Annotated in this window: 19 protein-coding genes; 7 read left to right on the plus strand and 12 right to left on the minus strand. The window is 66.0% G+C overall.

The features are described 5' to 3' along the window. Nucleotides 1-384: 384 nt before the first annotated feature. The 3 genes from ACWJI3_RS12710 to ACWJI3_RS12720 all read right to left on the minus strand — a co-directional run bounded on the left by ACWJI3_RS12710 (nucleotide 385) and on the right by ACWJI3_RS12720 (nucleotide 3,174). Nucleotides 385-1,284: a DUF4365 domain-containing protein gene (locus tag ACWJI3_RS12710; RefSeq protein ID WP_480203857.1), complete on the minus strand. Its 900-nt coding sequence runs from the start codon at nucleotides 1,282-1,284 to the stop codon at nucleotides 385-387. A 60-nt stretch (nucleotides 1,285-1,344) separates the two neighbouring features. Further along, on the minus strand, nucleotides 1,345-2,124 hold the full coding sequence (locus ACWJI3_RS12715) for a hypothetical protein (RefSeq protein ID WP_255100741.1): 780 nt from the start codon (nucleotides 2,122-2,124) through the stop codon (nucleotides 1,345-1,347). Nucleotides 2,125-2,715: 591 nt separating this feature from the next. Continuing rightward, nucleotides 2,716-3,174, minus strand: a complete 459-nt coding sequence (locus ACWJI3_RS12720) for a hypothetical protein (RefSeq protein ID WP_480203858.1) — start codon at nucleotides 3,172-3,174, stop codon at nucleotides 2,716-2,718. Nucleotides 3,175-3,196: 22 nt separating this feature from the next. On the opposite strand from ACWJI3_RS12720, the gene ruvA reads away from it, so the two are divergent. From ruvA to ACWJI3_RS12750, 6 genes are all read left to right on the plus strand, one after another. Beyond that, nucleotides 3,197-3,859, plus strand: coding sequence for a Holliday junction branch migration protein RuvA (ruvA, locus tag ACWJI3_RS12725; protein ID WP_480203859.1), 663 nt, complete (start codon nucleotides 3,197-3,199; stop codon nucleotides 3,857-3,859). A 71-nt stretch (nucleotides 3,860-3,930) separates the two neighbouring features. Then, nucleotides 3,931-4,200 carry a 30S ribosomal protein S15 gene (rpsO, locus tag ACWJI3_RS12730; RefSeq protein ID WP_094513390.1) on the plus strand — a complete coding sequence of 90 codons (270 nt, stop codon included), beginning with the start codon at nucleotides 3,931-3,933 and terminating at the stop codon, nucleotides 4,198-4,200. Between the two features lie 8 nt (nucleotides 4,201-4,208). Continuing rightward, the gene (locus ACWJI3_RS12735) at nucleotides 4,209-4,643 is read left to right on the plus strand and encodes a PAM68 family protein (RefSeq protein WP_094513393.1); all 435 of its coding nucleotides are present in this window, start codon (nucleotides 4,209-4,211) and stop codon (nucleotides 4,641-4,643) included. A gap of 246 nt (nucleotides 4,644-4,889) precedes the next feature. Continuing rightward, on the plus strand, nucleotides 4,890-5,138 hold the full coding sequence (locus ACWJI3_RS12740) for a CsbD family protein (protein ID WP_255100744.1): 249 nt from the start codon (nucleotides 4,890-4,892) through the stop codon (nucleotides 5,136-5,138). Nucleotides 5,139-5,489: 351 nt separating this feature from the next. Then, a complete protein-coding gene (locus ACWJI3_RS12745) occupies nucleotides 5,490-5,636 on the plus strand; it encodes a lmo0937 family membrane protein (RefSeq protein ID WP_144037023.1) in 147 nt (48 codons plus the stop codon). Nucleotides 5,637-5,685: 49 nt separating this feature from the next. Beyond that, on the plus strand, nucleotides 5,686-5,982 hold the full coding sequence (locus tag ACWJI3_RS12750; protein WP_480203860.1) for a hypothetical protein: 297 nt from the start codon (nucleotides 5,686-5,688) through the stop codon (nucleotides 5,980-5,982). Between the two features lie 62 nt (nucleotides 5,983-6,044). Here ACWJI3_RS12750 and ACWJI3_RS12755 read toward each other — a convergent pair whose 3' ends face one another. The 9 genes from ACWJI3_RS12755 to ACWJI3_RS12795 all read right to left on the minus strand — a co-directional run bounded on the left by ACWJI3_RS12755 (nucleotide 6,045) and on the right by ACWJI3_RS12795 (nucleotide 17,297). Next, nucleotides 6,045-9,587, minus strand: coding sequence for a DNA polymerase III subunit alpha (locus tag ACWJI3_RS12755; RefSeq protein ID WP_480203861.1), 3,543 nt, complete (start codon nucleotides 9,585-9,587; stop codon nucleotides 6,045-6,047). A gap of 93 nt (nucleotides 9,588-9,680) precedes the next feature. Next, a complete protein-coding gene (gatA, locus tag ACWJI3_RS12760; RefSeq protein ID WP_480203862.1) occupies nucleotides 9,681-11,141 on the minus strand; it encodes an Asp-tRNA(Asn)/Glu-tRNA(Gln) amidotransferase subunit GatA in 1,461 nt (486 codons plus the stop codon). Nucleotides 11,142-11,171: 30 nt separating this feature from the next. After that, nucleotides 11,172-11,420 (minus strand): DUF1816 domain-containing protein, encoded by a 249-nt coding sequence (locus tag ACWJI3_RS12765; protein WP_094513405.1) that lies wholly within the window; start codon nucleotides 11,418-11,420, stop codon nucleotides 11,172-11,174. 82 nt (nucleotides 11,421-11,502) lie between these two features. Further along, a complete protein-coding gene (rlmB, locus tag ACWJI3_RS12770; protein WP_480203863.1) occupies nucleotides 11,503-13,725 on the minus strand; it encodes a 23S rRNA (guanosine(2251)-2'-O)-methyltransferase RlmB in 2,223 nt (740 codons plus the stop codon). Nucleotides 13,726-13,743: 18 nt separating this feature from the next. Next, nucleotides 13,744-14,124: a ribonuclease III domain-containing protein gene (locus ACWJI3_RS12775; RefSeq protein ID WP_255100749.1), complete on the minus strand. Its 381-nt coding sequence runs from the start codon at nucleotides 14,122-14,124 to the stop codon at nucleotides 13,744-13,746. A 22-nt stretch (nucleotides 14,125-14,146) separates the two neighbouring features. After that, entirely contained in the window at nucleotides 14,147-14,497 is a 351-nt protein-coding gene (locus ACWJI3_RS12780; RefSeq protein ID WP_094513062.1) for an STAS domain-containing protein, read from the minus strand. 115 nt (nucleotides 14,498-14,612) lie between these two features. After that, entirely contained in the window at nucleotides 14,613-15,749 is a 1,137-nt protein-coding gene (gene carA / locus ACWJI3_RS12785) for a glutamine-hydrolyzing carbamoyl-phosphate synthase small subunit (protein ID WP_255100750.1), read from the minus strand. After that, entirely contained in the window at nucleotides 15,746-16,810 is a 1,065-nt protein-coding gene (gene trpD / locus ACWJI3_RS12790) for an anthranilate phosphoribosyltransferase (RefSeq protein WP_480203864.1), read from the minus strand. The genes carA and trpD overlap by 4 nt, the downstream gene beginning before the upstream one ends. Nucleotides 16,811-16,973: 163 nt before the next feature. Further along, nucleotides 16,974-17,297: a DUF3288 family protein gene (locus ACWJI3_RS12795; protein ID WP_094513003.1), complete on the minus strand. Its 324-nt coding sequence runs from the start codon at nucleotides 17,295-17,297 to the stop codon at nucleotides 16,974-16,976. Between the two features lie 149 nt (nucleotides 17,298-17,446). Here ACWJI3_RS12795 and ACWJI3_RS12800 point away from each other — a divergent pair, with 149 nt between their 5' ends. Continuing rightward, the gene (locus tag ACWJI3_RS12800; protein ID WP_480203865.1) at nucleotides 17,447-19,195 is read left to right on the plus strand and encodes an ABC transporter ATP-binding protein; all 1,749 of its coding nucleotides are present in this window, start codon (nucleotides 17,447-17,449) and stop codon (nucleotides 19,193-19,195) included. Nucleotides 19,196-19,205: the final 10 nt, after the last annotated feature.

Raw genomic sequence — 19,205 nt, forward strand, 5'->3', positions numbered from 1 at the left:
TCTTGCCATTGATTTTTCTCGTTACGGGCAAAGCGATCGCCCGCGACTGCTCAACTTATGGCAATGATGCAGGAACAACAGCATGGATGGGATGCATCGAGGCGGTCTATATAAACCGTAGCAACAGGTTTAGGAGAACTATCTACTATACTAATAATAACACTCCGGATACTGCAATCATTGATTGCGCCTCTAATAGCGTCCACTGGCCAGATACAGGGAAAACAGGGAGATTTTCTGCTGGAACAATCTTTCGCAAAGCTTGCACTGATTATAACTGATCTAGATTCGGCCTAACGCCCAAGATCAGAAGCGGGTGGCAACCTTGGCAGAGAAAGGCACCTCTGCTCCCGTCTTCTGTATCTTGATGTTAGTTCGCGCTCATTAGTAGGCCGAAAGAGCATCATTCTCCAAAACAGAATTCTCAACCATATTCATCCCGTTCATGCTTTGTGCGAGCATCTCGAAATTATGCTCCTCTGGAGGTTGAGTACCGCGTCCTTCCGGCGTATCAAGGCCAATGATGTACTGGATCAATGCATCAACGCTCTGCCTATTGATGCAGCATTCATTGCGCGTAAGGAGCACATCGAGCCTTCGGGCACGATTTGTACGATTCTTGAGATTTGATATCACATCCTCGTTGACGTCGTGCATGCCAGCGCGAATAGCTCCAATTGTGTTTCCAATATCCCCGTAAATCTCGGAGAACTCCGCAAGCTCCTCCAAGTACTTCGGGCGAAATGCAATTCCTTCAAGTTTATCTATTCCGTCTGATAGCTTATTTTCTGGAGGAATGCGAACTATTATCGATTTTTGCTTGTCCTCACGCCACATCGGCGTCTCTCGGTCCATGACATCCTTGATGTAACGCTGAATCCAAAGGAAATAAATCTTCTGCGGTTCTGCGACGCTCACACGGAACAGGAAGAACGGGATACTGAATTTTTCCACATATGAGAGCGAGTTCTTGTCGATGCAGTAGTTGATTGTTCCCGCTCGGACCGGCTTAAGGGCCTCTTCGGTACCCTTGATCTGAATATGAAACACAGATCCAGTCGCGGCAAAAGCATCTTTGCCCTTCGCATCTTTCAAGCCCGGCGCAAAGATTTCCACTATCAGATCGATGCCATAGTCGCGTTCGGTGAGTTCTCGCACCACCCAGTGATGCGGCAAATGCGCCATGACGGCCTTGACGGCCCTGGAATCAACGATGTGTGTTTGAGTTCTCATAGAAGAAGCTAACGCTGCTCCTGAGTGGCAGGCGAGGAGTGAGCGGTGCACAGCCGATGGATCATGGGGGCCTGGCCACTCAAGGGGCTTGTTGTGCGGTAGCTGTGAGCTCTACTCAGGTATCTTTCCGTCACGCTGAAGTCTCAGAAGGTTCTTCAAGCCCGGCGTCGAATCATAGCGCGTGCTCTTTATCAATAACGGCTTGTTCGGTCTTACTCGAAAGAACTCAATCTCTCTGCCTATCGGTGCATCATTTGTTTGATGAAACCAGCCATATCTGGGGACTCGAAAATGGTAGATTCTTGCCTCATCTATATCGGCGCGCAACGGCGATATCATAACTTCACTAAACGGCCCCTCGTATCTTACGGCCATCACTGGAAATTCTTCGGATGCTCCAGGATTGCCTTCTAGTAGCATCCTCCGAATCTTCTCCTCGCTACCCTGGATGTCAACCTGATCAAAGAACTCTTGCTCAGTTACTGCGGAGCGCCATAGAACCGACAAGAAGAATAGCTTCAGTCGTGAATAGTCGAAACTGTCGACACAGTAGAATGCTGGGATCCGCATAGAGGTTGCGAGCTGCTTAGGAAAGCTGCGAAGGAAAAGTTCTTGAGCATACTTATCCCAAGGTCCAATCACCTTCTGATCACAGTCGGCGCATAACATATTTGAATCAAATATCCCGCTCTGGCACTGTTTTGGCTTCCGGTTGCTTCCAGCAGCATAGATTCTAGGCACGAGTTCGCCGGCACCAAATCCAATGCCACTATTTCGAATTGAATGGTAAAAATGTCTTGGAATGATATGAGCTTCAACGAGATTCTTCTCGGCATGGCATAGGCGGCAGGGCTTTGGCCGCCGTTCTTTCCGTCCCACTTGGTTAAGCATCTCAGCCTTAGGCCATCAAGATAGCGTCCGCACAACGCCGAATGGGCGGATCCGCATAAAACGCCCTTCAGGCCTCTTTTGCAGCATAAGCGGGGAAGCCCCTGACGCAACTTGACCAGACTCCAGTCTTGGACTGGTCTTTCTGATTCCCCTGCAGGCCCTTGTCGACTTAGCCGGGTCCGTATAACCCTGTTCAATGCGATGCAACTTGTGAGACTTCACTCCTCCCTCTGACAACCTGGAATTGTGACCCAATGGTCTTCAAGTGGCCTTGTTGGTCTGCAAACTTCTAGATATGACCTCGTCTTTCCACGCGATTGCCTGGGCGATTGTCCAGAGATGCTCATTGCCACTTGGGGTGGAGGCTCCCTATGCGGCCCGGCAATCTCCATCACATCGTGCTGAGGATGCAGGAGACCACAAACTGCCCTGCCTGGAAACTCCCGAGCCTTCGAACTCCATAATCAGCGGTTCCCAGGCGATGGCGAGGTGCACGTCTCACAGGTCCGCCAGGTAGCGGCAGCGTTGCCACGCGCATCCGATCACCGCCCTTGGCGGCCGGCCGTCAGTCATTCGACCTGGGCAGCTCACTTACCCCTTCAGCGGCAGTGGATCGGTCACCCAGCCGGGATGGTCGCCCTCTGCGCTGGGCCGCGCCAGGCGCCAGCTCTGCCCCTTCTCACCGCGCAGCAGGTACAGCTCGAAGGCGCTGTCCACCCGGTAGGGATCGTTGGCGAGCCGCCAGTCGAACTGGCCGCTGAGGTGAAGCCCCTGGCGATCGCCGATGGGGACCTTCTCCTGATGGCTGACGCGCACCCGGCTCACCTGGGGCGCTCCGGGGGGATCGAGCGCGAGCGCCGACGCGATCGAGCGCTGGGTGAGGGCGATCTGCAGCTCCAGGCCATCGAGCAGCACCTGCTGCGACGGCTGGCCCACCCCCTGGCAGCCGCTGAGCGCCAGCAGCAGCCCGAGCGCCAGGGCGATCAGGCAGGCGCCCAGCGGTGGCAGCGCAGACCGCCCACTGGCGGTGAGAAGGGAACCGGGCAGCATGGAGGCGCCTCAAGATTTGCCCATGATCGGCTGGCTGCAGGGCGCTGTGGCGGAACGGTGGCAGCAGGGACACCGCTGCGGCCTGCTGCTCTGCTGCCAGGGGGTGGGCTACGAGGTGCAGCTCACCCGCCGCCACTGGGAACGGCTGCCGGGTGAAGGCGCCGTGCTCACCCTGCATATCCATCAGTCGATCCGCGAAGACGGCTGGACCCTGTTCGGTTTCGGCGGGCGGCAGGAGCGGGACCTGTTCCGCTTGCTGGTGGCCGTCAGCGGCGTGGGCCCCCAGCTGGCGCTGGCCCTGCTGGGCGCCCATCCGCCGGAGGAGCTGGTGCGCGCGATCGTTCAGGCGGATCTGCGCAAGCTCTGCCAGGCGCCGGGCGTGGGCAAGCGCACCGCCGAGCGCCTGGCGGTGGAGCTGCGCGGCAAGCTGGCCGAGAGCGACGGCGGGGCGACCGCGCTGGCTGGCGGGGCCTTCAGTCTCGATGACGCCGGCGCCGACGGCGGCACCACCCCCCTGGCCGCCACCCGCGACGAGGTGCAGATCACGCTGGAGGCGCTCGGCTACGCGCCGCTGGAGATCAACCGGGCCCTGCACGCCGTGGGACGCGGCGGCCTGGAGCCGGCCGAAGGCCCCGATGCCTGGCTGCGCGAAAGCCTGCGCTGGCTGGCCCAGCAGGCCGCCTGACTCCCTCCGGCCCAGGGGGCGCCCACGGGGCGGTAAGTTGTCTGTTTGCACCGTCAGGGCCCGACGCCGGCATGCCGCTCGACACCACCAAGAAACAGGAACTGATCAACAGCCACCAAACCCACGGCACCGATACCGGTTCCGTCGAGGTGCAGGTGGCGATGCTGAGCGAGCGGGTCTCCCAGCTCACCGGTCACCTGCAACAGAACAAGCACGATTTCTCCTCCCGCCAGGGTCTGCTGAAGATGATCGGGCGCCGTAAGCGCCTGCTCGGCTATCTGCGCGCCCAGAGCGAAGATCGCTACGCCCAGCTGATCGCCAAGCTCGGTATCCGGGGCTGAGCGGATCCATGGCGGCCAAGCGCAAGCCCCGCCCGAAGGCCTCCGGTCTTGCCCCCTCTGCCACGGCGGGAGCGGGCAAATCTGGCGGCGGCGCTGCCGCCAAGGCCAGTGGGGCGAAAGTGATTCCGCCTGCTGTGGCCAACCGCATGGCACGCCGCATCGCCCTGGCCACGGGGGTTCCCTCCGTGCTGGGCATGTCCGCGTTCGTGGTCAGCTACCTGCTGGTGAGCCGCAATATCTACGACGTCCCCCCGGTGCTCACCCTCGCGGTTTCCGGTGGCCTGTTCCTGCTGGGTGTGCTGGGGCTCAGCTATGGCGTGCTCTCGGCCAGCTGGGAAGAAGCGGCCGGCAGCCTGCTGGGCTTCGAGCAGATCGGTGTGAACATCAGCCGCGTGCGTGCCTCCATCCGGGCGATGCGCCAGGGCAGCAACGCGCCCGGCTGACTCACCGCCACTTCAGTGGTGCTCCTGAACGTGCTGCAGATCTGCCCTGGAATGAATCCATGCTGGCCCGTTCATGGTGCGTTCGTGGCCGCTTGGGGGAGTGCTGGCTAGCTGTTGGGGGTGCCCATGCAGTCCTAGCCAATGAAACGAATGGATCGGAGGTTCCCGATTTCCCTGATTCTCGCCGTGGTCGTGATGATCGCCTCTTGCGTGTTTCAGCCCCCTGCAATGGCCTCGACCAGCTTCGTGACCACCACCCCCTTTGCCGCCAGAATCATGTCCAAAGATCTCTCCGCCTCCGCCAAGCAAGCGGAAGGCCGGCTTGAAGCTGCCCACGGCGAACTCACCGGTGACACCGGCGAAAAGCTCAAAGGGCAGGCCAAACAGGTGCAGGCTGCAGCGATGCAGGCCGGCTCCGACCTCAAACAGAGCGTGAAGTCGACCGCTAACAAGGTGAGCGACGCCACCTCCAAGGCCGCCGACAAGATCAACTGACCAGGACCAAGCGCTCACAGTCCTGATGCTCCCAGGCTGATGGGCTGCATTCACCCTGTGGCCTCCCGGCAGGATTCAAGCAGGGTGTGCTCCGCTCCGCCTGATGGTGGTGCGGGGTTTCCCTTGAAGCACTGCCAGTGCGAAACACTTCCACTGAGGCTTTTGCGTGGAACAGTGGTTCTCGCGTGGCGCGTTGAACCACCGGGTCTATTTCTTCCGCCCGCCCGATCAAGGCGTCCTTCCATGTCGCCTGACTAGGCGCACGGATCCAAGGAACATGCCTCCCTTTCGCTCGTTTTTGCCAGCTTTTATCGACGTTAACGACAATTGAGTTCTTCAGGAGAACCTCCCATGCTGGAAACCGTGGCCGTCGTGCTGCTTGTGTTGTGGCTGCTGGGTCTTGTCAGTTCGTTCACCCTGGGTGGGCTGATTCATCTGTTTCTCGTTGTGGCTGTTGTCATTCTTGTGCTGCGGCTGCTTCAACGGACGAGGGTCTGATCGCACCCCGATCCCTTGTTGCAAGGCGGATCCCATTGCTTCTGGCCCCATGATCCATCTGCTTGCACCCTTCAGGCTTCAGCTGGCCTTGGCATTGGCTTTGCCTGTCGTGGTGCCGGCGCTGCCGGCGGCAGTCAGGGCGCAGAGCCTCAATGCTCGCAATCTGGCCATGCACTTCTGCCAGCTTGCCGTGAGCGATGAAGTGCGGCGTTCGGGTCAGAACGTGCCGGCAGACTTGACGCAATCCACCTGCCAATGCTTTCTCAGGCAGTTTGATTTCAACAGCAATCTCAAGGCGGCTGAACGCACCTGCCGGCAGGAAACGCTGCGCAGATACGGGCTCTGATGGCGCACGCGCCACTGCTCCATCTGAGCAATCCAGAGGGGCCTATCGGCATCAGCCAGGCCTCAGGCCAGCTGCAGGGGTGAGTGCAGCCGGGCGGTGAAGGCGGCGGCGTGGAGCGTGTCCACGGCGGCCACGCCATCGCGTACGCAGAACTGGTGGCCGAAGCGCACGTAGCGGGTCTGGTCGTGCAGCTTCACCAGTGCCACCACTGGCACCCGCACCCCCGCTTCATCCTGCTCCGGCCGGTGCCGCACCAGGCATTCGCGCAGCTGATGCTGCACGGCGATGTCGGCGGCCTGCTCGGCCTCCAGCTCCACCAGCAGCAGCTGCAGATCATCGATGGCGCGGCAATCCTCCACGATCAGCTGCACCCGGTCGTCGCGGCGATCCACCGACGCCCAGATCAGCAGCCGTGCATCCACCATCAGGTGGTCGCAGAGCCGGGCGAAGGTTTTCGGAAACACCACCGCTTCGGCAGTGCCGGTGAGGTCTTCGATCTGCAGCACCGCCATGCGATCACCTTTGCGGGTGGTGACATTGCGGATCTCCGGCACCATCGCCACCACACTCACGCGCGCCTTGTCGGCCTGCTCCTCGAGCGTGGCCAGGCCGATCGGTGAGAGCAGCCGGATCGGCTGCGCGAGTTGCCGCAGCGGGTGATCGGAGAGATAGAAGCCCACCAGTTCCTTCTCCAGCCGCAACTTTTCCTTCGGCGGATAGTCGGCCACAGGGGCAGCTTTCGGGGCCATGCTGTGATCAGCGCCCCCAGCGCCGCCGCCTGATTTGCCGCCGCCATCGGCGGGTGGGGCGGCCAACAGATCGAACAGGTTGCCCTGGCCGCTGGCGCGGTCGCGGGCGCGTGAGCCTGCCCAATCCAGCACCAGATCGAGATCCGCCATCAGCTGGGCGCGGTTGGCGTTGGGCTCCAGCGCATCGAGGGCGCCGCAGTGGATCAGCGATTCGAGCGCCCGCCTGTTCATCAGGTTGGTGGGGATGCGATCGCAGAGATCAGCGAGCGAGGCAAAGGGCCCCTCCGCCTGGCGGGCCTCCAGCAGCTGACGGATGGCGCCATCACCGAGGTTGCGCACCGCCGAGAGCCCGAACAGGATGCGATCGCCGGTGGGGGTGAAGTCGATGCCCGAGGCATTCACATCGGGCGGCATCACCTCGATGCCCATCGATTGGCAGTTGGCGATGTAACGCTGCACCTTGTCGGTGCTGCTGGCGTTGACGGTGAGCAGGGCAGCCATGTAGGCCACCGGATAATGCGCCTTGAGATAGGCGGTTTGATACGTCACCGCCCCGTAGGCGGTGGAGTGGCTCTTGTTGAAGCAGTATTCCGCGAACAGCACCATCTGCTCGAACAGCTTTTCCGCCACCGCACTGTTCACACCGCGGGCCGTGGCCCCTTCCACGAACTGGCTGCTGTGCTTCTGCATCTCCGACACCTTCTTCTTGCCCATGGCGCGGCGCAGCAGATCCGCTTCCCCCAGCGAATAGCCGGCCAGATCCTGCGCGATCCGCATGATCTGCTCCTGATACACCATGATCCCGTAGGTTTCCTTCAGGATCGGCTCCAGGGCCGGGCAGGCGAAATCGATCGCTTCGCGGCCGTGCTTGCGGTTGATGAATTTGGGGATCAGGCCGGCATCCAGCGGGCCGGGGCGGTAAAGCGCCAGGATCGAGGAGATGTCTTCCAGGGAAGAGGGTTTGAGATCGCGCACGATCTGGCGCATGCCGCTGGATTCCAGCTGAAAGATGCCCTCCAGATCACCGCGGGCCAGCAGTTCATAGGTGCCGGGGTCATTGGCCGGCAGGGCATCGGGATCGATGCGTTCACCGCTGCCCCGCTCCACCAGATCCACCGTCTTTTCGATCATGGTGAGGTTCTTGAGGCCGAGGAAGTCCATCTTCAGCAGCCCCATCGCCTCCACGTCTTCCATGAAGTATTGGGTGATCACCTGGCCGTCGTTGTTGCGCTGCAGCGGCACCAGCGAATCAAGCGGTTCGGCGGCGATCACCACACCGGCGGCATGCACACCGAAGGTTTTGTTGGTGCCTTCGATGCGGCGGGCCATGTCCACCCAGCGGCGCACATTGGCGTCGTTTTCATATTTCTCGCGGAACTCCGGCGCCGGTGACTCCGGCCCGATCATCTCGGCGAGTTTGGCCGGTTTGCCCCTCACCACAGGAATCAACTTGGCCAGCCGGTCGGCGTCGCCGTAGGGGATGTCGAGCACGCGCGCCACATCCTTCAGCACCGCCTTGGAAGTCATGCGGTTGAAGGTGATGATCTGCGCCACCTTGTCGTCGCCATAGCGCCGGGTGACGTACTCGATCACCTCGCCGCGCCGCTCGATGCAGAAGTCGGTGTCGATGTCAGGCATCGACTTGCGCTCGGGGTTGAGGAAGCGCTCGAACAGCAAGCCGTGTTCCACCGGATCGAGCGCCGTGATGCCAAGCGCATAGGCCACCAGCGAGCCGGCCGCCGAGCCCCGGCCCGGACCCACCGGGATGCCCTGCTCACGGGCGTAGCGGATGTAATCCCACACCACCAGGAAGTAGGTGGGGAAGCCCATCTGCTCCATCACCTGCAGCTCGAAAGCCAGCCGCTCGCCATAGAGCGGCGTGAACGGCTCGGCGGCCGAGAGCCCCAGCCGCTGACGCAGCCCCTGCTCACTCACCTCGCGCAGATAGCTCACTGCCGTGTGGCCATCGGGGATCGGGAAGCACGGCATCTGCTGGCGGCCGAGGATGTCGTAGGCCTCCACCTTCTCGGCCACCACGGCGGTGTTGGCGATGGCGCGGGCCACCACGGCGGCATCGAGATGATCGGCGAACAGGCGGCCCATTTCCGCCTCGCTCTTGATGTATTCGGTGCCGGTGTACCGCAGGCGCTTTTCGTCGGTGACCAGCTTGCCGGTGAGCACGCAGAGCAGGGCGTCGTGCGCTTCCACGTCACCGCTGGTGAGGTAGTGGGCGTCGTTGGTGGCGATCAGCTCGATGCCGAGTTCGGCGGCGATGCGCACGATCTCCACATTCACGATCCGGTCTTCCGGGGAGCCGTGATCCTGGATTTCCAGGTAGAAATCCTCCCCGAACAGCTCCTGATACCAACGGGCCACATCCCGCGCCACATCCGGGCGGCCGCGCAGAATCGCCTGGGGGATCTCACCGCCGAGGCAGGCGGTGGCCACAATCAGGCCTTCGCTGTACTGCTGCAGTAGTTGTTTGTCGATGCAGGCGCGCGCAAAGATGCCCCGGCCACGCATGCCGCGCAGGTGGCTGATGCTGGTGAGCTTCACCAGGTTGCGGTAGCCGGTGTCGTTCTTGGCGAGCACCACCAGGTGGTAGCGGCGTTCTTTCTTCGGCTGCGGATCCTCGATCGAGCCGTTGATCACATACATCTCATTGCCGATGATCGGCTTGATGCCTGCCTTCTTGCACAGCTTCAGCAGTTCGATCGCGCCATACATCACGCCGTGGTCGGTGAGGGCGAGGGCCGGCATGCCCAGCTCCACCGCGCGCTCCACCATCTGCGGCAACTGGCTGGCCCCGTCCAGCAGGCTGTAGTCGCTGTGGTTGTGGAGCGGAACGAAAGCCAAGGGCGTGCGGTGGCTGAACCACTACGGGGTGTGCTTACCCTACGGTCACACCACTAGATCTGGCGTTCAGTTCCCTTTTCAGGCATCGCCGGCTCAGGCCACCAGGGCCGCCTCAGGCCGGCTGTCCATCACCCGCGCCGCCTGTTCGTAGTGGTGAGCCACCTGCAGCAGGCGCGGCTCCTCCAGCACGCCGGTGATCAGCTGCAGACCGATCGGCAGGCCGTCGGCGTCGAAGCCGCAAGGCAAGGAGATCGCCGGCAGGCCCGCCATGTTGGCCGGAATCGTGAGCAGGTCGGCCAGGTACATCGCCAACGGGTCGTCGGCGTGGGCGCCGAAGCGGAAGGCGGTGGTGGGTGAGGTGGGGGTGAGCAGCACGTCCACCTGGCCGAAGGCGGCGTCGAAGTCGCGGCGGATCAGGGTGCGCACCTGCTGGGCCTTCTTGTAAAACGCATCCACGTAGCCGGCGGAGAGGGCGTAGGTGCCGATCAGGATGCGGCGCTGCACCTCGTCGCCGAAGCCCTCGGCGCGGCTGCGGGCGGTCATCTCCGCCAGGCTGCCGGCCTGCTCGGAGCGGAAGCCGTACTTCACACCGTCGTAGCGGGCCAGGTTCGCCGACGCCTCCGACGGGGCGATCACGTAATAGGTGGCGATGCCGTCGTTGAAGCGGGGGCAGCTCACCTCCACCAGCTCGCAGCCGAGGGCCTCCAGCTGGGCGGCGGCCGCCAGCACCGACGCCTTCACCTGGGGATCCAACCCCTCCTGCTCGAAGCATTCGCGCACGAGACCCACGCGCAGACCGGCGATGGGTTGCCGCAGCGCGGCCCGGTAATCCGGCACGGTGGCCTGCAGGCAGGTGCCATCGCGGGGGTCGGCGCCGGCGATCACCTGCAGCAGCTCGGCGGCATCGGCCACGCTGGTGCTGAACGGGCCCACCTGATCGAGCGAGCTGGCGAAGGCCACCAGCCCCCAGCGGCTCACCCGGCCGTAGGTGGGCTTGAGCCCCACCACGCCGCAGAAAGCAGCGGGCTGGCGGATCGAGCCGCCGGTGTCGGAGCCGAGGGCCGCCATCGCTTCGCCGGCGGCCACCGCCGCCGCGCTGCCGCCGGAGCTGCCGCCCGGCACCCGTTCCGGGTCCCAGGGGTTGCGGCTCGGGCCGAAGGCGGAGGTTTCGGTCGAGCTGCCCATGGCGAACTCGTCGAGGTTCGTTTTGCCCAGCAACACCGCGCCGGCCTGCCACAGCCGCTCGGTGACGGTGGATTCGTACGGCGGCACGAAGTGCTCCAGCATGCGGCTGGAGCAGGTGGTGGCGATGCCCTTGGTGCAGAGGTTGTCCTTGATCGCCAGGGGAATGCCGGCCAGTGGCGGCAGCGTCTCACCTGCGGCACGGGCGGCGTCGATGCGATCGGCATCGGCGCGGGCCCTCTCCGCCGTCACCTCCAGGTAGGCATGCACGGTGGGATCCACCGCATCGATGCGGGCCAGGTGGTGATCGGTGAGCTCACGGGCGGACACATCTCCGCTCTGCAGCCGCTCACGCCATTCGGCGATCCCCATCCCAAGCCCATCGTTGCTGGTGGGACGCTATCAGCCGGGCTCCTGGACGTCGGTGAGGGGTTCGCCCCGGTGGGTGCGGAGGATTTCATGGCTCAGCCCGCCGGGCGCCTCTGCCTGAAGATCGGCGAGAAAGTGCTCCAGCTCCACTTCCAGCTCCTGGCGCCGCATGAACGGGCCGAACCAATAGATGACGTTGGGATCGTGGGTTTCCACCCGCGCCCACCATGCCATCCCCAGACCGTTCGCCAGGCTGCGCAAAGGCCGGATCAGGGCGTCCATTCAGGCTTTTCGTACCGACCCATTGTGCCCTCGCATGGGGCCGTCCATAGCCGTTTTGCCCGAATGGTGTGCACCGTCGGACTCAGAGCTGGATGTCCCCCTGAAAGCCCGTGGGGCTGGTCGGCGAGAGCTCCAGGGTGAGCTCCAGAGGCGCTGAGGGAGCTGCCGGGGGTGCCGTGCCAGCGGCCGCCTCGCTGGTGCTCTCAGGCGACGGGGGAGCGGCGGACTCCGTTGCTTCTGCTTGCCCCACCGGTTCCGGTTCGACGCCGGTGAGGAACTCCTCAGCAGCCGCTGCCTCCTCCTCCAGCTCCTCATCCAGGAGCCTCTCCCCACTCACGGAACGTTCCCGATCGGCGAGCGCCTCTGCATCGGCTGTGAAGTCCCCATCAGCGAGCTGCTCGGCAACGGCGCGCTGCTCTTCAACGACGAGAACGTCCGCATCAACCAACAGCTCTTCAACCACAAGGCCCCCCCCCTCAACGGCGAGGAGCTCCTCCGCAGCGACGAGGAGCTCCTCCGCAACGGCCAGCAGCCCAGCAACAGGCTGCTCCTCTTCAAGGGCCTGCCGCTCCTCATCGGCCGAAAACACAGCGTCCGGGCCGTCAGCAACGGCCGCCGAATGGTCAACCGCCGCTGCGGCCTCTGCACCTACGTTGGCTGCCGCTGGCGCGGCTGCGCTGGTGCTGGCTGCCGCCTTGCTCGGCAGCTGCGGACGCACGATGCGTGGAGCCGGGGCATTGCCGGTGATCGCCTGCATCCAGCCGCGGCGGGCTACCTCATAGAGCAGCAGAGCCGTGGCCACCGAGGCGTTCAGGCTGGGCGTGGCGCCCCGCAGCGGAATGCGGATGAGCTGGTCGCAGTGCTTGCGGGTGAGCATCGAAAGCCCCTGGCTCTCCGAGCCGGTGACCACCACCAGCGGGCCGTCGAGATCGGCTTCCGTGAGGCTTACCGTGCCTTCTTCAGCCAGGCCCACCACCCGGTAGCCCTCCTCCTTGAGCTGTTCCAGCGAGCGGTTCAGGTTCACCACCCGGGCCACGGGCAGGTGCTCCAGGGCGCCGGCGGCCACCTTGGCCACCGAGCCGGTGAGGCCCGCATTGCGGCGCTGCGGCAGCACCAGGCCATGGGCGCCAAGGGCTTCGGCGCTGCGCACGATCGCGCCGAGGTTGTGGGGATCGGTGAGTCCGTCCACCGCCATCAGCAGGGGCGGTTCGCCGATGCCGCGGCAACCGTCGATCAAGGTGCCGAGATCGAGGGTCTCGGCGGCAGCGACCTGCAGCACGATCCCCTGGTGCACCGCTCCACCGGTGAGCTGGCCGAGGCGGGCCCAGGTGACCTCCTCCACCAGCACCCCACCGGCCTTGGCTTCGCGCAGCAGCTGCAGGAAGCGGGGAGCGAAGCGCAGCTCAGGGGTGCACCAGATGCGGTGAATCGGCCGGTCGCTCTCCAGGGCGGCCTGGGCGGGATGGCGTCCCCAGATCAGATCATCGGCCGGTTCAGCGCCGAAGCGTTCCGATTCGCCCGTTGCCGGCGGCTCGCTGGCACCACGGTCGACGAACACCCCGCCGGAACCGCCGGGGCCATCAGGCCGGGGGGCGGAGAAGGGGGGCTTGCGGAAGGGCGGCCGGCCCGTGGGGCGGCCGCCGAAGGAAGGACGGCCGCCGAAAGAGGGACGGCCACCAAAGGAGGGACGACCTTCCGGCCTGCGATCGCCGAAGCGGCGCTCACTGAACGGGCGGGCGCCCGAGGGCCGATCGCCGCCAGGGCGGTCGCTGGAGGGGCGATCGCCGGCTGGGCGGTCCACAGAGGGCCGATCACCTGCAGGCCGCTCCCCACCGGGCCGTTCGCCAAAGCGCCGCTCACCCCCGGCGCGATCTTCCGTGCCACGACGGGAGCCGAAGCGGGCACCACCACCAAAGCGGGCGCCGCCACCAGCGCCACCGAAGCGCGCACCGCCGCCGGCACCACTGCCGCCGCCGAACCGTGCACCACCGCCACCGAAGCGGACGCCGCCGCCCTCGGCCGGTGCCGCTCCCGCTTCCGGCCGGCGACCGGCGGGACGTGAGCTGATCACCCGGGCCGGGCGGCCTTCGCCGGCGGGGCGCTGAACGCGCTCGCGGCGCTGCTTGCGCCATTCCTCACCGCCCCGGTCGGGGGCTTCGCGACCGCCACGCTCCGGCGCCGGACCGCGGCGCTCAGGCCGCCCTTCGCCCGGACGGGCCGGCCGTGCGCCGCGCGGCCCGGCGCCGGGCCGATCGCTGCCCCCGCCTGCGCCATTGGGCCGGCGGCGCTCGAAACGTTGGTTCATGGGTACGGAGGCAAGGGGTCAGGGGTCGGTCTGTTCCAGATGATCCAGCAGCTGGGCGAGCCGTCCGGGATTCCGTAAAAAGAGCCAGCCCACCATTGTCTCAAACCCTGTGGCCTGTCCGTAGCGTCCCGGATCTCCCCGGCGAGGACCACGGCCGGCTTTGTTGCGGCCACGCCGCACCCATTCCCGCTCTTCCGGCTCCAGCAGCGGCTCGAGCCGCTCCAGCGCCCGCGCCTGGGCATCGGCGCGCACTTCCTCCACCACGGCCCGGTGCAGCACATCGCTGCGGCCGGGGCTGCGGCAGTGGCGCAGACGTTGATGCAGTTCCCACACCGCATCGCCCAGCCAGGCGAGCTGGAGCGGCCCCAGCGCCTCGGCTTCCGCCGGTTGCAGGCGCATCAGCCAGCGGACGGCCTCGGAATCAGGCGGTGGCAAGGGCACCCAGTGCCGTTTCCAGATCGGGCTGCAGGTGCAGGAAGCTTTCCAGGCGCACCAGTTTCACGGTCTGGATGACGCGGGCGTTGCCCACCACCACGAACTGGATGTTGGCTTCGGTGCACTGCTTCGCCAGCTGCACCAGCACGCCGAGGCCGGAGGAATCGATGAAATCGATGTGGGTGAGATCCAGCAGCAGCGGCAGCTTGTTGCTGCCCATCTGTTCGGTGATGAACTCCTTGAACTGCTTGTCGGAATAGGCGTCGAGCTGGCCAGTGAAACTGCACAGCAGGCAGTTTTCGCGACGCTCACAGCCGCCCCGTAAGGAAACGGTCAGTCGATGCAGTTCTGGAATCGCCCCAGCCCTCGATGCGAAACGAGCGACCGAAGTGTAATGAGCGATGGCAAGGCCCAGACCGCTCGCACACAAAACCGGAACACCCGCCGGTCGATCAGGCGCGGCGTTCAGCCATCAGGGCCACGAAGCGGCCGAAGTGGTGGTCGGCGTCGTGGGGGCCAGGACTGGCTTCCGGGTGGTACTGCACGCCGAACACGGGCCGGTGGCGATGGCGCAGGGCCGCCACCGTGTTGTCGTTGAGGTTGGTATGGGTGATTTCCACCTGTGCCGCATCCAGCGAGGCGGCCGCCAGGGCGAAGCCGTGGTTCTGGCTGGTGATTTCCACCACCCCATGGCCGCCGCAGGGATGGTTGAGGCCGCGGTGGCCGTAGCCGAGCTTGTAGGTGCTGCCCCCGAGGGCCAGGCCGAGGATCTGGTGGCCCAGACAGATGCCGAACACCGGCAGGCTGGGTTGCTCGATCAGCCCCGCCGCCAGCCGGATGCCGCTCTGCACGGCGGCCGGATCTCCGGGCCCGTTGGAGAGGAACACCCCCTCCGGCTCCTGGGCCAGCACCTCGTCGAGGTTGGCGCCCGCCGGAAGCACCGTGACCGTGCAGCCGTGGGCGCTGAGCCGCTCCAGGATCGCCCGCTTGATGCCGAAGTCGATCGCTACCACCCGGTAGGGCTCAGCCGGCGCCACCTGCTGGCGCTGATCGAAGCCGGCGCCGCAGAGCTGCTGCCACACGTAGCTGGTGGGGGTGCTGACGGTTTCCGCCAGGTTCAGGCCTTCCATCGAGGGGCTCCGGCGCACCTGCTCCAGCAGGGCGGCGGCGGCGGTGCCATCGCTGCTGATCGCGCCGTTCATGGCACCCCGCTCCCGCAGGTGGCGCACCAGCGCGCGGGTGTCCACGCCGGCGATGCCCACCACGCCGTGCTCCGCCAGCCAGTCGGCCAGCAGGCCTTCAGAGCGCCAGCTGCTGGCCACCGGCGCCAGCTGGCGGGCGATCACGCCGCGCACCTGCGGGGTATCGGCCTCACGGTCGTCGGCGTTCACGCCGGTGTTGCCGAGCTCCGGGTAGGTGAAGGTGACCAGCTGGCCCGCGTAGCTGGGGTCGGTGATCACCTCCTGATACCCGGTCATGCCGGTGTTGAACACCACCTCACCGATGGTGGTGCCCACCGCACCGAAGGCCGTGCCCCGCAGCACGGTGCCATCGGCGAGCACGAGCAGGGCGGCGGAGGGGGCGGTCAAGGGGCAGGGGTAGCGCTGGTCTGATCATCCTCCTGCGCCAGGGCTGCGCGCAGGTCCTCGAGCCGCTGCCACGGGGCCGGGCCCGCCAGCGCCGCCAGCGCCTGCGCCAGGCCGTCCTCCACGCTCTCGGCCCTGGCAGCGGCCCAGAGCACCAGCGCCGTGTTCAGCGCCACCACGTCGCGCTGGGCGCTGCTGCCCTCCCCCTGCAATACCGCCGCCAGGATGCGCTGGTTGGTCGCCACATCGCCGCCGGCCAGCGCCTCGATCGGCGCCTCGGCCAGCCCCAGGGCGGTGGGATCGAGGCGGAGCGAGCGGATCTGCCCCTGCTCCACCAGGCGCAGCTCGCTCGGACCGGACAGCGAGGCCTCATCGAGACCGCCATGGCCGTGCACCACCACCGCCCTCTCCAGGCCGAGGCGGCAGAGGGCATCGGCCATCGGATCGAGCAGGTCGGCGCGGGCCACGCCCAGCACCTGGGCTTCCGGCCGCAGCGGATTCACCAGCGGGCCGAGCAGGTTGAACACCGTGCGCACGCCCAGACGGCGGCGGATCGGTGCCAGCCCCACCAGGGCCGGATGCCAGCCGGGCGCGAACAGAAAGGTGACACCGCTCTGCGGCAGTGCCCCCACCACGGTGGCGGCCGGCGCCTTGAGGTTGAGCCCCAGCGCCTCCAGCACATCGGCGGAGCCCACCTTGCCGCTGGCGCTGCGGTTGCCGTGCTTGGCCACGGTGGCACCGCAGGCCGCCGCCACGAAGGCCACCGCCGTGGAGATGTTGAAGCTGTCGGCCCCGTCCCCGCCGGTGCCGCAGGTATCCACCAGGGGAAGATCGGGGCGGGGGCAGGGCAGGGGTGCCGCCTCGCGCAGCACCGCGGCCATGGCCGCCAGTTCCCCGCCGCTGACCCCCTTGCTGCGCAGGGCAGCCAGCAGCGCACCGGTGAGTTCCGGTTCGATCGCCGCGGCGATCCAGCCCTCCATCAGGGCGGTGGCATCGGCATCGGCCAGCGGCTGGCCCTGCAGCAGGGTTTCGAGCAGCTGGGGCCAGGAAAGGGTGGAACGCATCGAGCCTGAGACGTGGTGGCCTGGTTGCGGGGAAAGGGCGCCCGGCCAGAAAAAAAGCCCGGGTGCAGGACACGCCGGGCCAGGTGATGGGGACGCTCCCACTATCACCTGAGAAACGCGAATCCGCTGATCATCGGAGCACACTGAGACCGATTCCCGTCGTTCAGGGCGTGTCCTGCGCGGCGGTGTCGAAGCCGCTGCCCACCGCCTGGCCCTCGGCGGCCGCAACCGGGCCGGGCCGGTAGCCGCCTTCCCACAACGCCCGCGTGCGGCGGTGCAGCTCCTCGCGGTTGAGGCCCCAGTGGGCCAGGGTCTTGGTGAGATCGGCGCGCAGATCCTCGGCGCCGGGAAAGCCGTCGTAGCGGTTCAGCAGGCGGGCCAGATCCACCAGCTGGCCGTCGCCGGGTTGGTCGCTGGCCAGCAGGCCGTCCACCACCTGGCGATCGGTGCCATACAAAGGATGCGACTGGCTCTCGGGTGACGGCATGGGTAGGGGTGTGTTCGGGGCAGGATGAGGCGCTGTGTGCGGCGGTTCGGGCGGGGCGGGGTGCTGATCTCCGCGCGGCCCGGCTCGAAGGCCTGCCACTCTCGCCCGGCTGGCGCGATCCGTAGGTTGGAGCCATTCCACCCCCCGCCATGGCCGCCATCCGCCTGGGTCTGATCTGGCGCTACCTGCGCCCCCACCGGCGGGTGCTGCTCGGCGGTGTGCTGGCCCTGGTGGTGGTGAACCTGCTGAGCGTGGCCATCCCGCTGATGGTGCGCGGGATCATCGACGACCTGCAGGACGGCTTCGCCGTGTCCTACGTGCTGAGGCAGGCCGGCTGGATCGTGCTGCTGGCCTCGCTGATGGGGGTGGCGCGCCTGGTTTCACGCCTGCTGGTGTTCGGCGTGGGGCGCCAGGTGGAGGCCAGCCTGCGCCAGCGGGTGTTCGACCACATGTTGCGCCAGGAGCCCGGCTGGGTGCAGACCACCGGCAGCGGCGAGGTGATTAGTCGCTCCACCAGCGATGTGGAGAACGTGCGACGCCTGCTCGGTTTCGCTGTGCTCAGCCTCACCAACACGGCCCTCGCCTACACGCTCACCCTGCCGGCGATGCTGATGATCGACCCGCTGCTCACCCTGGCGGCGGTGGGTCTGTACCCCTTGATGCTGATGGTGGTGCGTCTGTTCGGCGGCCGCATGATGCGGCAGCAGCGGCGCCAGCAGGAGTGCCTGGCCAGCCTCAGCGACCTGATCCAGGAAGACCTTTCCGGCATCAGCGCCATCAAGATCTACGGCCAGGAGGTGCACGAGCAGACGGCCTTCGGCGAACGCAACGGCCGCTACCGCGACTCGGCCCTGGCCCTTTCCCGCACCCGCAGCACCCTGTTCCCGCTGCTGGAAGGCATCTCCTCGATCAGCCTGCTGCTGCTGTTGGCGATCGGCAGCGGCCAGCTGGAAAGCGGCCGCCTCAGCATCGGCAACCTGGTGGCCCTGATCCTGTTCGTGGAGCGGCTGGTGTTCCCCACCGCCCTGCTCGGCTTCACCCTCAACACCTTCCAGACCGGCCAGGTGAGCCTGGAGCGGGTGGAGGAACTGCTCGGCCGCCGGCCACGGGTGGAATCCCCGACCGATCCGGTGCCTCCCGCCCGTGAGCGCCATGGGGCTGTCGAGGCGCGTGGTCTCACGGTCCGCTACGACGACGCCCACCGCGAGGCCTTGAGCGACGTGAGCTTCCGCATCGCCCCCGGCGAACTGGTGGCGGTGGTGGGCCCGGTGGGCTGCGGCAAAACCACCCTGGCCCGGGCCTTAGGCCGCATGGCGGAGGTGCCGTCCGGGCAGCTGTTCATCGATGGCGTCGATGTCACGGCTCTGTCGCTGGCCGACCTGCGCGCCCAGGTGGCCCTGGTGCCCCAGGAGGGCTATCTGTTCACCGCCACCCTGGCCGACAACCTCCGCTACGGCGACCCCGACGCCAGCTTCGAGCAGGTGGAGGGAGCGGCCCGCGAGGCGCGGCTGGAAGGCGACATCCGTGGCTTCCCCGATGGCTACGGCACGCTGGTGGGAGAGCGTGGCATCACCTTGAGCGGTGGCCAGCGCCAACGCGCGGCGCTGGGCCGGGCGCTGCTGGTGGATTGCCCCCTGCTCGTGCTTGATGACGCCCTCGCCAGCGTGGACAACAACACGGCGGCGGCGATCCTGCAGTCGATCCGCGCCCAGCACGGCCGCACGATCGTGATGATCAGTCACCAGCTCTCGGCCGCCGCCGCCTGCGACCGCGTGCTGGTGCTGGAGGACGGGCGGCTGGTGCAGCAGGGCCACCACGAGGATCTGCTGGCCCTGCCCGGCACCTACCGCCGCCTCTGGGAGCGGCAGCAGGCGGAGGTTCAGCTCCAGTTGGCCTGAACCGAGACGC

Source organism: Marcopretia estuarina LEGE 06307 (assembly GCF_056633115.1).